This is a genomic window from Rhodopirellula sp. SH410 (assembly GCF_055811895.1).
This window is the reverse complement of sequence record NZ_CM147949.1, coordinates 3,082,457-3,097,270: the sequence shown is the minus strand read 5'-3', so window position 1 is coordinate 3,097,270 and position 14,814 is coordinate 3,082,457. Positions and strand designations below refer to the sequence as shown.

Below are 14,814 nucleotides of genomic sequence, written 5' to 3'. Positions count from 1 at the left end.
ATGAGCCACTCCAAACCACCGCCGTCTTCCGACCTGTCTGCAGCGGCCCCCCCGCCCGCAGCGGGTTCGCCGCCTGCAGCGGGTTCGCCGCCTGCAGCGGGTTCCTGGTCCGCCGCAGAGGATCCGTCCTTGTCCCTTTCGTTTTCGCAACGGGTTCGCGTCAGTGCCCGCCACCTCGCTGAACTGGGTGAGGACGCGATTAGCGGCCTGATCGACCTGACCTCACTGCGTCTGGTCCGTTTCGCAACCACGATTACTCGAAACCAGCATGATGCCGAGGATGCGGTTCAGACGGCGATCGTGAAGGTCGCGAGCCAACCGGAACGGCTGCATCAATGCGATGACCCTTGGGCGTTTTTACTGCGCATGGTTCGCAATGAGTCACTCGTCATTTTGCGTCGGCGGCCACGCTGGAACCTAATTGGCGATGTCTGCGATCTGCTGACGCGGTGCCGCGTCGACGAGCTTGAGCGAGAGGAAAGCTACCGAGCGATTTGGCGAGCGATGCGGTCGCTACCGACCCAGCAGAGTGAAGTCGTTGTGCTAAAAATATGGGAGGAGATGACGTTTGCCGAGATCGCCACCATACTGGAGATCACACCCTCGACGGCCGCGAGCCGATATCGCTACGCGGTTGCCAAACTCAGCGATCGACTGAGCGTTGAACTCGGCGACACCGCGGGCGCGGATCGACACGAACAGGGCACGCAACATGTTTGAGCCTCAAAACCACCGTGTTTCCGATATCGAAAGTCTGATTCGCGACGCAGGAGACTATGTGCATCCCGGAGATCAACTCCGCGCACGAATATTGGAAAAAGTTGCCCAGTGTCGCGATCGGCGTCTACTTTGGCAGCGTTTCTTCGGTGGGGTCGTATTCTCGTCGGCCGTAGCGGCACTGCTGCTGATTGTTGGCCAGATCGGATTGCGGGTGGCACCGCAAGGCCGATCGGTGGGCGACGTTCATGATCAAGCCGTGCAGCGGGCGAGCGTGGAACGGATTGATTGGGAATGGGCATTGACTGAGGTGATTTACGATTGGCGGAGACCTTCATCGAGTTCGTCAGCGTCGCAACTCAACGTGAGACACGGGGAGGTAAGTGATGAGTGGTGACCCCGGGGTGGCCGACGGCGTCACGGCGCGACTGCAAACATTTCACCAATCGCTCCGCGCTGCAGTCGTCGCGGGGGCCCAGCTTGACCTGGGGGATGCCGCAGCGTTGGAAACGGCAGAGCCCAAAATAGCAGCGGCATCGAACAGGTCCGCAAACCATGGTTCGCTCGGTGGCACCGCGACGCTTGAAAAACTCGATCGATTGTACCCACTCCTGAATGAGTGGGTGACATCTCGCCCAATCGCGTTGCCGACTCGCGACCCCGCGGAGGGTCGACCGGTGGCCGCGGAGCGTCGACCCTCCGCGGAGGACACAGCGTCCGGCCTGGCGGTCGGATATCTGTCTGCGTATCGATCATTCGCCGAATCCGGACGGATGGATCTTGTTCTCGACTCACTCTCGCTGCGACGGTCCGTCGCTCAAGATCTGGCGGGGACGGTACGTCCGGTTTGGTTTTATTTGGCCGCGATGTTGCTCGTAGCCACAGTGGGCGTCGCCATCTTTGCCGAGTTCTCACTGCCCCGGTTTGCTGCGATTCGAGACGACCTGGCGTTGATGCCGACTGCCCCGGTCGACGAAACCTGGCTGTCGCTGCCACGGGTGGGTTGGCTCATGGTGGCGTTGCCCCTAATGAGTCTGGGACTGATCGTGCTCGGTTTTACCACGAGCGGCTCGGCAATAATCGCAGGTTGGTTGGGTGGGCAACGATATCGCTCCGCCCGCACCGCCGCCACAGGGGCCCGCATCGAGCAGGCGATTTGGAGTCAGCGTGACGACGTTGAGACAGCGACACCTGATGGCCAAACACGTCCGGGCACTGACCGGGAGCAGCGCGAGACGCGAGCCCGTCGTGTGGGTTGGTCGCTGGTCGCCGACAGCGCCTCCTCGCTAGCCGAACACCGATTGCTGCGGATGAGGATCAGCCTGCCCATGCTACTCGTTGCGATACTCGGGGGTGGCGGGGTGTTGATGTATGGTCTGCTGCTATTCGGACCTCTCATCATGCTGATTCATGACTTAGCTACCATTCCGACAGACACGGAGATATGGCCATGACCCCAGCGCACGGCAATGTCACGTCCGTGACCTCGTGGATCAACGATTGGCTACCGGTCCGAGACAAAATTGTATTGTCATTGACTTCAACCGCCGATCGCCTGACCGGACATACACGGAAAAAGCTGCGTCGCTTAGCCGACGAGATTGCGTTCGCAAAACAAGAATCGGACATTTTGAGGAACCCATTGGCGCTGGAAATTTTTCTAACGTTGGCGGGTCAACAACTCTTGGGTTCCACCGGCGACGCCCCCCGTACGTCGCCCACGATCTCGGATCATGGTGATGGCCCCGGCCCAGTTCATGGCGATCGCGAGAGGGCAATCGGCGGCCTCGAAGACGACTTGAACGTCAGTGTGGAGCATGCAGTCAACGGTGTTTTACTCAACCATTTGCCCGTCCAGGTCGCCCGTCAACAACTACTCACGATGATCGTATACCCCCTGCTCATGCTGCTGGCGTGCAGCATGATCTTGGTGTTGACGAGCACGCTGCTGATACCGACCTTCGAGTCCATGTTTCGAGAGTTTGGTTTGACGCTCCCCCTGATCACACAATTATTGTTTGCGGTTGCCGATCTGGTAAGTTCGCCGTGGACGTACGTTTGCATCGGGTTGATTCTGCTATGCCAGGTGGTATTTCTTTACCTGCAACGAGCTCCCACTAGGGGACGCCCCCACGATCTGGCAGGCCATTCCTCTGGCGTGAATCTGCGTGGTACGGGCATTCGTTCGAAGCGGAGCGTGTGCGGTGATTGGGCTTGGCACATCTCCTTATTGATGCGTGCTGGTTTGGTCAAAGCGGATGCGATTGAACTCGCCGGTGACTCGTCGACGCGAGCATGGTTGCGACGTGACAGCAGAGTCTGGGCGCAGGAAATTCGCGTTGGTGAGAATCCATTTGCTCACATGACCCATATTCGCGGTCTGCCCTGCCCGTTGCTTGCCGACATTCTCGCGATGGATATGAATTCCCAAACGCAGGCCTCACGCAAGACCGCCGGTAAACGTATGCCGCTCGATCAACCAGGCGTGCTGCGGGATGTTGCGGAGATATACTGGGATCGAGCGCAGCCGCGATCGGCCAGTCAGCTTGGTTGTCTCTACGTGTTCATTTACATGGGGATCCTGTTCACGGTCGGATTGATTGTCCTGGCTTTGTTCGCTCCGTTGGTTAGCCTCATCTCGGGGCTGGCATGAACAAAATCGAATGTCTCTCGTTTCAGTTGACCGTACCGCACCAGCGTGCCGTCGTGCGTGTGTTGTTGATGTCGCAACGACGGCGGCTCGATCCTGCGATCATGGTTGACCGTCTTGCGGGCGAATTCCCACGCGGACCACACCGGGCGTTGCGTCAGGTCGCTAGGTTGCTGGCCGAGGGAACACCGGTGGTCGATGCGCTCGAGCAAATTCCGGGAGTTCTCGATCCCTCAGCGGTGCTGCTATTAAGACTGGGATTGGCGACGGGCACCTATCCCGAAACGCTGGAATCGATGATCGCGAATGGCGTTGCGGTAGACCCGATGCTCGAGGCGCGTTCAAGTTCCATGGAAACTCAACTCATCCAGGTGTCTGGTGGATTTTTGATTGCTTCTCTAGCACTCAGTTTCCTGATGGTTTTCATCATCCCGACACTCCAAAAGATGTTCGCCGTATTTGGCGTCGCCATCCCGACTCCGATGTTATGGTTCATCGCCGTAGGCGAGTACATCCCATGGTTAGTCATTCCGGGATTCGTCATGTACGTGCTTGCGTTGCTCTCGCGACCGCTGTTTTTTAACAACATGGGCTGGCCACTGAGTCTGGGCCGACAGATGCCTCAGGCGAGCACTCAGCTACTCGATCTGCTATGCGTGATCCTGCAGTCCGGGCGCCCGCTCAGCGTGGGGATTGCCACACTGTCGAGGGTTCATCCGGTGGGGCGAATCCGGCGCCGTCTGGTACGTGCTTCTCGTGCGATCCACCAAGGGGAAAATGAATGGCGGGCGCTCGCCGATAGCCAATTCATTAGCGCAGCAAATTGCGACGCGCTCCAGCTCACCAATGACCGATTGACACAGGCTTGGTTGCTGCGTCGAACCGCGAAGAATCGTAACCTCTGGGCGAGTCTTCGGTCGGCGTTTCTGCTTCGTTCGGTCTCGATGATCTTGCTCTTGATACTGGCCGCAATTGTGACATTCGCTGCTGTGGGGATGTTTACCTGCATTTACGGGCTCGTCGAGGCTCTGGCTTAGGTGGAGAAAATCGCATGACTCAATCTTTTCGACCCATCGCGTTCGCGATACCGCGTCGTCGCGATCGCCGTCATGGCATTACGTTGATCGAGTGCGTGGTCGCTGCATCCATCCTGCTCGTCGTCATGAGCATCGTCACGACGATGTCATTTCGCATCAGTCGTCTGTGGATCGATGTTGCCCATCAACGAATTGCGATGAATGAATTGGCCAATGCGTTGGAGTCGATCACGGAACTGCCCCTCGATGAAATTAATGAGACACTGGCGAACCTTAAACCGTCGCAAGCGGCGGAGGCGAGTTTGGACCAACCGAAACTCACTGCCGAACGGATCCGGGACCCGTTCGGTGATCGCGTCGTCTTGAAGTTGAGCTGGCGATCGGCCCACCCCCTTCCTCCGGTGCAACTCGTGGGATGGATCGATACTGCAGAGGTGTCGCCATGAAACTTGTCCGGAGAGAACCGAGGTCTCGATCTCGCATGGGCTCGTCGCTGATCGAGATGATCGTCCTACTGTCCGTCTCGTCGACGCTGCTCGTGATCGCGGTGGGTTGGATACATCAAACATTTCGACTGGCGGCGGTGCTGCGGGGACATGAGCGGCATCACCAGAGTCTGATGCGGCTCGGCCGGCAGTTTCGCGATGACGCCCACGCAGCGCATGCAATGGACGGCGATCGCTCCCAAGTTGTTTTCACCGTTGACGACACGACAGTGCGTTACCAAATGGATGGCAACGTCGTGCGGCGGAGTCTGTTGGATGCGTCAAAAGATACGATTCGCGGACAAGAGACCTATGAACTCCGCGATCAAGCGGCGGTGATCCTGGACCTCGGCGAATCACCCCAGTGGGTTTCGCTTGTCGTTCACCGGCGACAGCAGGACAAACCGACGCCAAACGGCGATCTGAAGATAGATGCGTCCATATCATCGCCCCAGGATCTCGCGATTCGCGCGGCTGTGGGCCGGTGGAACTCAGCCACCCCTGTCCGCGGCGCGGCGTCCACTTCAGGAGAAACGCCATGAACGGTCGCCGCCTAGCTGCAGCCAATCACCTTGATGAAAAGACCATGCGTTTCGCGGAGTCCATTGCCCGTTTTGGCGTTAGCACCGGTTTTCGTGACTGTCGCGTAGGAACGCGGGCGAACGCTGATCTGCACAAACGTTGGGGTTGCGAGGCGTCCAGACTTGCGCTCGTTCAGTTCCGTCGTGTAGTCGCGCCGCGAAGACAGGCATTTCGCCTCGATCGCAAGGCGACGGGTGCGCGTTATTTCATGTCGTCGCTTCGCGACTTGCACCGCTACATTTTGTCCCAAACCCCGGACTCGCGTTCGAGGCGACCATCTTCGGTCGAAATCGCGACTCAGAACACCGGAACAAAACATTTCGGAGAATCCATTGTCGCCTTGCGCTCGGCGAACGTTGCGGGAAAGGGTTCTTCCGTGACGCGAATGTCGACTCTCAATCGCCGGGATGGTGCGGTGCTGCTCGCGGTGTTGGTGTGCCTGGGGATTGCCTCAGCCATCACCGGCGTGGCCCTTCACGGGAGCCTGCGTGCTCGGCGACAGCTCAATCACGAGTGGCAACTCGAGCAAACGCGAATGCTGCTCGATGCTGGTATTCGCCGCGTCCATCGAAGTGTGGCGGAGCAAGCCGATTATTCCGGCGAATCGTGGGTCCTCGATGGAGCGTTTGACGCCTACCCGACAGCGCGCATCGAGATCCAAGTCACGGACGTCGAGGAAACGAGCCCAGTCACATCCAAACGTTTCCAGATCACCGCCACGCTCCAAAATCAAGACGTGAATCCGTTTCAAACCAAACGCTCGCGCGTCATCTCGGTTCACACCGACCAAAACACCGCCGCCGTCGATCACCCTGCCCCCACGAAACCCACTGGCAACAATGTCGGCGGCTGACCCCACTGGACGATCACTCAGGATCGATTGGGAAACAATCGTCGCCTTTCGCTCCGCGAAGCATTGCGTGTTGCATTGCGTTGGCGGGGTGAAAAGACGACACCCAATTCCGCTCGGTTCTTACCCGACACCCCCTAGGAGAAATCCCATGCCTCAAATCGTGAAACGAAATCCCTCCGCCGCACGAATGGCGTTCACACTCGTCGAGTTGCTCGTCGTGATCGCGATCATCGGCGTTCTCGTGGGACTGTTGTTACCCGCAGTCCAGGCCGCTCGGGAAGCGGCACGTCGATGTTCATGCGCCAACAACATGGCGCAGCTCGGCCTCGCGGCCCACAACTTCGAATTTTCGATGGAACACCTGCCTTCCGGTTCGATCAATCCCACCGGACCTGTTCTCAACGAGCCGGTGGGCCAAGACGTCGGCTACCTTGTGCAGTTGTGTCCCTATATTGAACAGCAAGGCATCGCCAACCAGTTCAATATCTCGCTGGGCACGTATGACCCTGCCAACGCGCCTGCTCGAGAACAGAGAATCAACTCATTTATATGCCCGTCCTCGCCCTATTCCCAGAACGACGAAGGCACTTCTGGTTTGACGAATTATGCGGGCTGTTATCACCACACCGAGGCCCCGATTGACTCGAACAATACGGGATTGATGTTTCTTAACAGCCACGTGCGCTACGGAGAAATCACCGACGGCAGTTCTCACACGATCTTGATCGGTGAGATGCTGCCGCAGCTGGATAGTTTGGGATGGGCTGCGGGAACGCGTGCATCGCTGCGCAACACCGGCTGGTTTGCGGGCAAATCGATGACCCCCGGTGCCACAGATATCGCGCCCTATCCGCGGCCGAGACAGCCTGGCAGCGGTCCGGTCTTGACGCCCGCAAGCGAAGATCGGATGGCGAACAAGGAGTTTGTCGGCGGTTTTGACAGCTACCATGCAGGCGGCGCACAATTTTGTTTTGCAGACGGTTCGATCCGATTCCTGACCCAATCGATTGATCCCACGCTCTACCAAAACCTCGGCAACCGCGCCGACGGAGCGATGATGGGCAGCGGATATTGAGTTTGGCCCCCCAATCCCCCACGCCTGCCCTGGCGGTGGAATCGGAAAATTCCGTAGATTCCGCTCAACCCTCACCATCGGCACAGCCGATCTGAATGGAACAGCCCCCCGCGATTGCAGGGGGCCGAGCAATCCTGCAAACAGACAAGAAGGACTTTGTCCAATGCGACTGGCCTGGCTAACACAAATCAAGTCTCTCCACATCGTCCGTACTGGCGTTCTCATCGCCGGTAGTTCGCTCTGCTTCCAACCGCTGGCGGCGGAGATTCCCTGGCGTGACCAATTAACCACGGCCCACGCCGAGGCCAAAGCCCAAAACAAGCCGCTGCTGTTGCATTTTTACACGGATAACTGCGTGTATTGCGACCGGCTCGAAGCCGGTGCGTTTCAGTCGCCGGAAGTGGAGTCTGCCGTCGCCAAGGGATTCGTCCCGGTGAAGATCCATGCGAACGAGTCGCGCGACTTGGCCAAGATGTTCAAGGTGACCAAGTTCCCGATGGATGTCGTCGTGACCCCAGCGGGCGAAACACTCGCTCACACGGTGAGCCCCCAAGAGCCCGCGAAATACATCGCCATGCTGGCGCAGGCGAGCAGCAAGATGCCGGCTCTCGCGCCGGCGGCATTTTCGCCTGAGACCACTCCCCATGAACCAACCTCGCAACTCGCGGGCGCAGGGGATGTTCAAACCGAGTTGCCAGGCCTACCCGACAGCGGATCAAACAGTGTCCCGCTCGACGATGTCGCCGCAGCCCCCGTCGCCACAACACCCGCTGCCGCAGCACCCGTTGCACAGGCAGTTCCGCCATCGCCCGCTGGGCAGCGTTCAGACATGATGCCCGGAGGAGGCATTGCGAGCCTCGCCTCGGCGCGGATCGATACCACGGTACCGGCACCTAGCGATCAACAGGCATCGCTCGATGCGGAAGCTGACGCAGCGCCCCAACTCGCGATGGAAGGCTTCTGCGCCGTCACCGTGATCGACGGCGACCAATGGGTTGAGGGCAACCCCAAGTTCGGTGTTGTCCACTTGGGTAAACTCTATCTGTTCAGCTCGGCTGAAAAAATGGAAGTCTTTCTCGCTGACCCGATGCGTTACACGCCAGTGCTCAACGAAATCGATGTCGTACGATTTTTCGAAGAACGTCGGATCGTCCCCGGTCAACGCCGCTTTGGGATGCGAGATCCAATCCATCAACGGATGTTTTTCTTTGCCGACGAAGCGTCCATGTACCATTTCCAAGACGAGTTTGAACGCTACACCGACGCCGCGATCGAAGTCATGAATCAAGCCGTCGCGGACGCCAATCCGGACACGCTCTAAGAGTCCCGATCGCGTCTCTCTCAATCGACTCGGTCTCCCCGCTCGACCACGAAACGTGTGGGCCAGGGGAGGCGGGTGTTACGAACTCAACGGCCCGGAATCGACCAAGCCACCGGTGGCTGTCGAGGTGGACGCGTACACCGCTGACACGATCCCGCCGTCCTGAATCGTCATGCTGACGAATTCGAGCGGGCACCCCCGAGTCGTTTATCAATGGGGCTGCCGTCCTGCCGCGTCTCATTCAGTAATTTGCCGGTCGAAAACACTTCCGGTCAATCATGTCCAACGAGCACAACTGTGCGGCGACGGCATCGATAGCGGGGCCAATCTGCCAGCCTGCGTGATTTCGGTCGCCGGCTTCGTTGGAGATTCCGCGGACGATCGAAAGCGGGACATTGGCGATCCGACAGGCGAGGGCCACGGCGAATCCCTCCATATCCTCGGCTGCGAAGAGGGCTGATGAACCGGTCGCGTTTTCAATGAACGCTTGCTCGGCCCGTCGCCGCGCTGCCGTCGCCGCCACGGGATCGGCCGATGCGGCGCAGCGGGTTACCAGCCCATACTGGCACGCGTCCTGAGACCTCGAGACGGGCACGTGCAGGGCAATGCGATCGCCAATGGGCTGACCGCTGCCGTCGGCATCGAGATGATTCCATCGCAGCGTGGTCGCCGACAAGAACGACTCTTCGGCGCCAACGCCAATCCCATCGCAGACAACCTCACCAAACCAATAGGCCGAGCCCACCTTGCACTCACGTCCGAGCGCCCCAGCGATGCCGGCCAGGATCACGAACTCGGGGCGGTATCGATCGAGCGTTTGCATCGCCATCGCCGCAGCGGCCACGACTCCGAATCCACACGTTTCGATACGCGTCGTGTCCAGTATCATCGTGCCCGCGTCGCCACGCTGGGATAGCACCGAGGTCAATCGATCTCGCTCCATCGCCGTCGGCACCAAGAGCAGCCGAGAACCGGTGGCCGTTGAGGGTATCTCGTCATCCCAAGCTGAGCTTGCAGCCACTGTGGTTACCTGCCGCCACGCCGAATTTCACTGCCTTCGAACCGGATTTGAAAGCGGAAGATTTTTTTGGTTCGGCAGGTGATCTTGCCGGTTTTCAGATCGAAATGGTCGGGTGTTTCAGCGAAATTAATATTGGCCACGCCGCGGAACCCGCGTTCGGCAAAGACGTCAATCACCATCGCCAGCGTGATGGGATCTTCGAAGATGGAATCCTCGCTGTTGATGACCGCCAATCCGGCGATCGCGTGACGCTGGATGATGGGCATGAATCGTTTGTCGATAATCTCGATGACACGATGAAAGAGTTCGCGGTGCCCGAGTTGGTAGCTATCCAAGCGGCGGACGAGTTCCTGACGTGCATGCAGCCCCATTTCACTTGCGAGCGGCAAACCTCGCACCGCGTCGTAGGTTTCTGGATCGAGTTCCAGCGACGATTGATAATCCAACTCGACGCGGATCTTCTTTTCCACTTCGTCGATGGGGCTGTCGGCATCGATGAAGTGGTAGTGGTAAATCTGTTTCAGCGATTGCAGCGCGTCCCACGTTTTTTCCTTGAACACCCGGTAGCGTCGTTTGGCTGCGATCGGGTCAAGATCCGTAGGCCGCAGTTCGATTTCCTGACCGCTGCCTTCGCGTTTGATGCGCTCGTTGTGAGCAGCAATTTTTCGACCGCGCAACAGCTGTCGCTCGATACTCGTTTTTTCATCGATGAATAGAACGACCGCATGAACGGTCGGTTTGCGGAAATTGATCGCCAGCGGAGTATGGTGGTACTCACGGTAGAGCTGATTCATCTTCTGAACGAGCAAGTGCAAACACTCGACCTGGACGCGTGTACGTGGGAAGCCGTCAAGAATACAGCCGTCACGATAGACTTCGTCGAGCAGTTTGCGGAACAGGATCCCGACCACTTCCGTGTCACCGACCATGCCGCCGGCGACCTTAATCCGTTCGGCCTCGGGAGTGTTGAGCAGATCACTGATGACGATTGGCTGGCACGTCAGCCCCCGAGCCTTGGCGATGAACTCGGTATTGGTCCCCTTCCCGGACCCGGGCGCACCGCCCAACAGGATCAGTTCCTTCGAGAACCGCAAGTTCTCGTGGCCCATTTCCTCTTCCAGGTCTTCCCAGACGGTATTGAAGATCACCTGGGCGTCTTTGACCTCTAAGTCCTCAACGGAGTTTTGACTTGCCGCCGCAATCGCTTCATCGGTAACTAACCGCGAAGCCTGCCGCTCGAAGGACATGGGTTCGGACACCAATCCGCTGCCGCCGACTGTGGAGATCGAAGTCGAAGACGGATCCGTAGAATCTGCATCAGACGCTCGAGAGTCGCCGACATCGGTTGCGGGAGTGGGCAATTTAGCTGTGGGATCGAGATCGGATGACATCAGCAGTCGACCGTAATTCGGGGTTGGCTGGCGGAAAGCCGCATCCTAACCGCTGGCATGGTGGCTGACAAAGGTGACATCATTTCCGGAACTTGCATGGATTGGACAGTGCGCTATCGAAAAACCTGTTGGCTGGCCCCACCAAGAGGACGCTCACGGCCGCCTATCGCCGCGGCCGATGCCAGAACGATCGCGACCGACGGAGATCCGCCCCCACCAGGGATCCACCCGGGACTGGGATCCGCCCGGGATCACAGTTGCAACGGATTGATCTTCATTCCGGGAAAGGCCTTTCGCAAACGTTGCAATCCCGCTTCGCTGATCTGGGTGCGTTGGACGTCAAGAGTCGTTAAATTCGGCAGCGCAGCGATTGCATCGATCGCCCCGTCGGTGATGGGCGTCCCGGTCAGCCAGAGCGTTTCCAGGAGCGGGCATTTCTGAAGCGATTGGACGACCGAATCGTCGATCGCCGTCCAACTCAGATCAAGTTCTCGCAGCTCGCTCGCACCCGCGATTAGGCTGCCGATCGCCGGAGTGATCTTGGTCGCCTCCAAACTCAATTGATCGATCTGGGATGCGTTTTCGAGCAAGCGGTGCACTGCTGCGTCCGAAATCGCAGTTCGAGAGGCATCGAACCAGTGAACTCGCGGCAACGGCGGCAACGCATCCCAACCATGATCCGAAATCTCACAGGACGCGAGACAAATCGCGTTCGCATTGCCGGTAATGGGATGGGCAAGTAAATCCTGGTCATCGATCTTCAAAAAACGATCGACTCGTTCTTCGTCGCCCCTTGGCTCCACACCGGACACGCGCAGGCTGGCAAAGTCCGTGACGTCGACGCCGTAGATCCCCGCCAGCAGCGCCAGAATGTTCGCTCGCCGTGGTGATTCCGGATTGCGATCGAGCGCGTCGTGGGTATGCAGAATCGCCTGCGAATACCAATACGACAGATCCGCTCGTCGCTGGATCTCGGCGCGGTTTCCCCGCAACTCGGCAATGGGAACATTCTCTTGGCGTGCAATCAACGTTTGATACCGGGCGTATTGCAAGCGGTTGCTATCCCAACCACCGACGCTCGCCAGACGCTCACCGTACTGCAGAGATTCGAAATGTCCAGCAACGCCTTCGACCAACCAGAACTCGTCCGTCGTTGCCGTCGTCGCACCCGAACGTCTTCGATCGGTTGCCTCCTCGAATAATTGGTGGCAAATTTCGTGTGCCATCGCTGCCTGATCGGCTTGCGGGTAGAAGAACGATGTCTTCAACGAGTCGCTGTAGAATCCCGTCGAGGCGGCGATCGTCGAAGAGCTACCCGCTGCGATCTGAGAGTGTGCAATGGTCTGTTGGTAGGCCGCCTCATCGGGTAGCAGAACGACCCGATGTCGCTGCCGCAGGGAGATTCTCGATCTCGCGTGTTCCGACAAAAACTCGTCGGCAGACGTCGCCGCGGGATCCCAATCCGACAAACTGACGGCCGTTTGATCGCGACCGGTCCAAAGTGGGAAATAGAGTTGGGTCCAGGCCCAATAGATGCGTTCGAGATCACGTGCGATCTGCTTCGAATCGGTCGCCTGTGCCCGCGTGAGGATCTCGAAATGAGGTGTTTGGACAACGGCAAAACTCGCCACCTTCCAGGGCAAGAACCGAGGGCTAGAACGCCCCTTCCGGGCGGTCATCTGGACTTCGCCCGTCAGCGGCAAGCCGAGCCAACGTCGGATGGCGGTTGAATCAGGATCATCGTGATGGCTGCGCCACAGTGCGAGGTACCGCCACCAATCCGCGTCACCACCTTGGGAAGTCGAGCCGATACCGACAGCTTCGGTGGGAAAAATACCCGCGTGTGAGATGGCAGCGTCCGCGGAGGCGTTTGAGACGGATGTCAGATCGGATGTTGCGACGGGCAGATAGCACTTGCTGCGGTCCGCCGCAGGGACTGCAACGGCGAAGCTGAAAACCAGGAACCACGCCCCCAACCCCAGGGAATGCGTTAGAATAGCACTCTTCAATGACCGTCTCGCAGTACGTTGGTTAAGGCAACCGTTATTCATGTTCATCTCTAGCTCCCCTTCTCGACTTTCGTTCAGTCTTTGGCAGACGCAGCCATGGGCGGTGGCCGCATCGTTTCTCGCGTGCCTCGCCTGCAGCGTGATGCTGGCGTCGAACGGCCGAGCGGCCGAGCGGAACGTGTTGTTCATCATCACAGACGATGAGAGCCCCACGCTCGGTTGTTATGGTGATCCCTGTGCGGTGACGCCAGCGATTGATGCTGTCGCGGCCGACGGGATGATCTTCCGCAACGCTTTTGCCACGACAGCGTCTTGTAGTGCCAGTCGCAGCGTCATCATGAGCGGCCTGCAGAACCACCGCAACGGACAATTTGGACATCAACACCATTATCATAAGTTCTCGTCGTTTAACGATGTGATCGGTTTGTCTTTACCACGCGTCATGGAGCGCGCTGGATATCGGACGGGCCAAATTGGCAAATACCACGTGGCTCCAGAAGAAGTCTACCATTTCGAAACGTACCTGAAGGGAAACCCTCGCAATGCCGTTGCGATGGCGGATGCGTCGAAAGACTTCATCACCGATTCGCAGGACGACCGTCCCTTCTTTCTCTATTTCGCCACGTCTGATCCGCACCGCGGTGGTGGCGTCGACAAGACATCGACATTGCCGCTCAAACCCGATCTATTCGGCAACCGGCCCAATCGTGCCGCGTATCCGGGCGTCGACGAAGTCTTCGTGGATCCTGCCGATGTGATCGTGCCAGCGTTCCTGCCCGACACCCCCGAAACACGCAGCGAACTGGCCCAGTACTATCAAGCCTGTAGCCGTATCGATCAAGGCGTTGGCCGTCTGGTGAAGATTCTCAAAGACGCTGGACTCTACGAGAAAACCCTGATTGTGTTCACATCCGATCATGGGATGGCGTTTGCCGGTGGCAAAACCACGGTCTACGAAGGCGGATTGCGTGTCCCGATGGTGGTGCGGGACCCCTACGTCGACGAGCGCGGTGTGGAAAGTGATGCGTTGATCAGCCACGTGGACATTACCCCCACGCTCCTGGATTTTGCCGGCGGCCTCAATCGCAAGAAGAATGCTCCCAAAAACATGCTAAACGCCCGGAAGTACTGGCAAGAAAAGGGTCTGTCGCCCATCGACAACCGCGATGGGGGACAACCCTTCGACCACTATCATGGCACGTCATGGCTCGACGTACTCGCTCATCCAGATCGAGCGCATCACGATGAAATTTTTGCCTCGCATACGTTCCATGAAATTCAGATGTATTATCCGATGCGAGTGATTCGCGATAAAAAATACAAGTTGATTTGGAACATCGCACACCCACTCCCGTATCCGTTTGCGAGCGATCTGTGGGCGGCGAGCAGTTGGCAGGCCCAACTCGCCAAGGGCCTGGATGCTCCCTATGGCAACACGACCGTGGGTCGCTACATCCAACGACCCCAGTTCGAGTTGTTTGATATCGTCGCGGATCCCCACGAACAACATAATCTCGCCGAGAGTTCCGGTAACCAAGAACTGCTGAAGGAATACCAAGCCAAACTGAAAGCGGCCCAGAAGCAGTTCGACGATCCCTGGATCATGAAATGGGATTATGAATGAGCCGGTTCCAAAAGGAGAAACAGGTTGGGATCGGGTTCATCCCTGCACC

14 protein-coding genes are annotated in these 14,814 nt (G+C 58.3%); 11 read left to right on the top strand and 3 right to left on the bottom strand.

What is annotated here, in order from left to right:
* From SH410x_RS11305 to SH410x_RS11260, 10 genes are all read left to right on the top strand, one after another.
* Entirely contained in the window at window positions 1-720 is a 720-nt protein-coding gene (locus SH410x_RS11305; protein ID WP_473676599.1) for an RNA polymerase sigma factor, read from the top strand.
* Window positions 713-1,114 (top strand): hypothetical protein, encoded by a 402-nt coding sequence (locus SH410x_RS11300; protein WP_473676598.1) that lies wholly within the window; start codon window positions 713-715, stop codon window positions 1,112-1,114. The genes SH410x_RS11305 and SH410x_RS11300 overlap by 8 nt, the downstream gene beginning before the upstream one ends.
* Window positions 1,104-2,171: a hypothetical protein gene (locus tag SH410x_RS11295; protein WP_473676597.1), complete on the top strand. Its 1,068-nt coding sequence runs from the start codon at window positions 1,104-1,106 to the stop codon at window positions 2,169-2,171. Before SH410x_RS11300 ends, SH410x_RS11295 begins: the two co-directional genes overlap by 11 nt.
* On the top strand, window positions 2,162-3,370 hold the full coding sequence (locus tag SH410x_RS11290) for a type II secretion system F family protein (protein ID WP_473676596.1): 1,209 nt from the start codon (window positions 2,162-2,164) through the stop codon (window positions 3,368-3,370). The genes SH410x_RS11295 and SH410x_RS11290 overlap by 10 nt, the downstream gene beginning before the upstream one ends.
* Window positions 3,367-4,404: a type II secretion system F family protein gene (locus SH410x_RS11285; protein WP_473676595.1), complete on the top strand. Its 1,038-nt coding sequence runs from the start codon at window positions 3,367-3,369 to the stop codon at window positions 4,402-4,404. Before SH410x_RS11290 ends, SH410x_RS11285 begins: the two co-directional genes overlap by 4 nt.
* 14 nt (window positions 4,405-4,418) lie before the next feature.
* Complete coding sequence (locus tag SH410x_RS11280; RefSeq protein WP_473676594.1) at window positions 4,419-4,850, top strand: type IV pilus modification PilV family protein; 432 nt, start codon at window positions 4,419-4,421, stop codon at window positions 4,848-4,850.
* Window positions 4,847-5,431 carry a PulJ/GspJ family protein gene (locus SH410x_RS11275; RefSeq protein ID WP_473676593.1) on the top strand — a complete coding sequence of 195 codons (585 nt, stop codon included), beginning with the start codon at window positions 4,847-4,849 and terminating at the stop codon, window positions 5,429-5,431. Before SH410x_RS11280 ends, SH410x_RS11275 begins: the two co-directional genes overlap by 4 nt.
* Window positions 5,428-6,324: a hypothetical protein gene (locus SH410x_RS11270; RefSeq protein ID WP_473676592.1), complete on the top strand. Its 897-nt coding sequence runs from the start codon at window positions 5,428-5,430 to the stop codon at window positions 6,322-6,324. The genes SH410x_RS11275 and SH410x_RS11270 overlap by 4 nt, the downstream gene beginning before the upstream one ends.
* Before the next feature lie 157 nt (window positions 6,325-6,481).
* On the top strand, window positions 6,482-7,399 hold the full coding sequence (locus SH410x_RS11265) for a DUF1559 family PulG-like putative transporter (protein ID WP_473677299.1): 918 nt from the start codon (window positions 6,482-6,484) through the stop codon (window positions 7,397-7,399).
* Between the two features lie 163 nt (window positions 7,400-7,562).
* Window positions 7,563-8,720 (top strand): thioredoxin family protein, encoded by a 1,158-nt coding sequence (locus SH410x_RS11260; RefSeq protein WP_473676591.1) that lies wholly within the window; start codon window positions 7,563-7,565, stop codon window positions 8,718-8,720.
* Between the two features lie 241 nt (window positions 8,721-8,961).
* Here SH410x_RS11260 and mqnB read toward each other — a convergent pair whose 3' ends face one another.
* The 3 genes from mqnB to SH410x_RS11245 form a co-directional block, all read right to left on the bottom strand.
* Window positions 8,962-9,741, bottom strand: a complete 780-nt coding sequence (mqnB, locus tag SH410x_RS11255) for a futalosine hydrolase (protein WP_473676590.1) — start codon at window positions 9,739-9,741, stop codon at window positions 8,962-8,964.
* Between the two features lie 5 nt (window positions 9,742-9,746).
* On the bottom strand, window positions 9,747-10,988 hold the full coding sequence (locus tag SH410x_RS11250; protein ID WP_473677298.1) for a nucleoside monophosphate kinase: 1,242 nt from the start codon (window positions 10,986-10,988) through the stop codon (window positions 9,747-9,749).
* A gap of 395 nt (window positions 10,989-11,383) precedes the next feature.
* Entirely contained in the window at window positions 11,384-13,141 is a 1,758-nt protein-coding gene (locus SH410x_RS11245; RefSeq protein WP_473676589.1) for a leucine-rich repeat domain-containing protein, read from the bottom strand.
* A 142-nt stretch (window positions 13,142-13,283) separates the two neighbouring features.
* On the opposite strand from SH410x_RS11245, the gene SH410x_RS11240 reads away from it, so the two are divergent.
* Window positions 13,284-14,765, top strand: a complete 1,482-nt coding sequence (locus SH410x_RS11240) for a sulfatase family protein (protein ID WP_473677297.1) — start codon at window positions 13,284-13,286, stop codon at window positions 14,763-14,765.
* The last annotated feature ends 49 nt before the right edge of the window (window positions 14,766-14,814 follow it).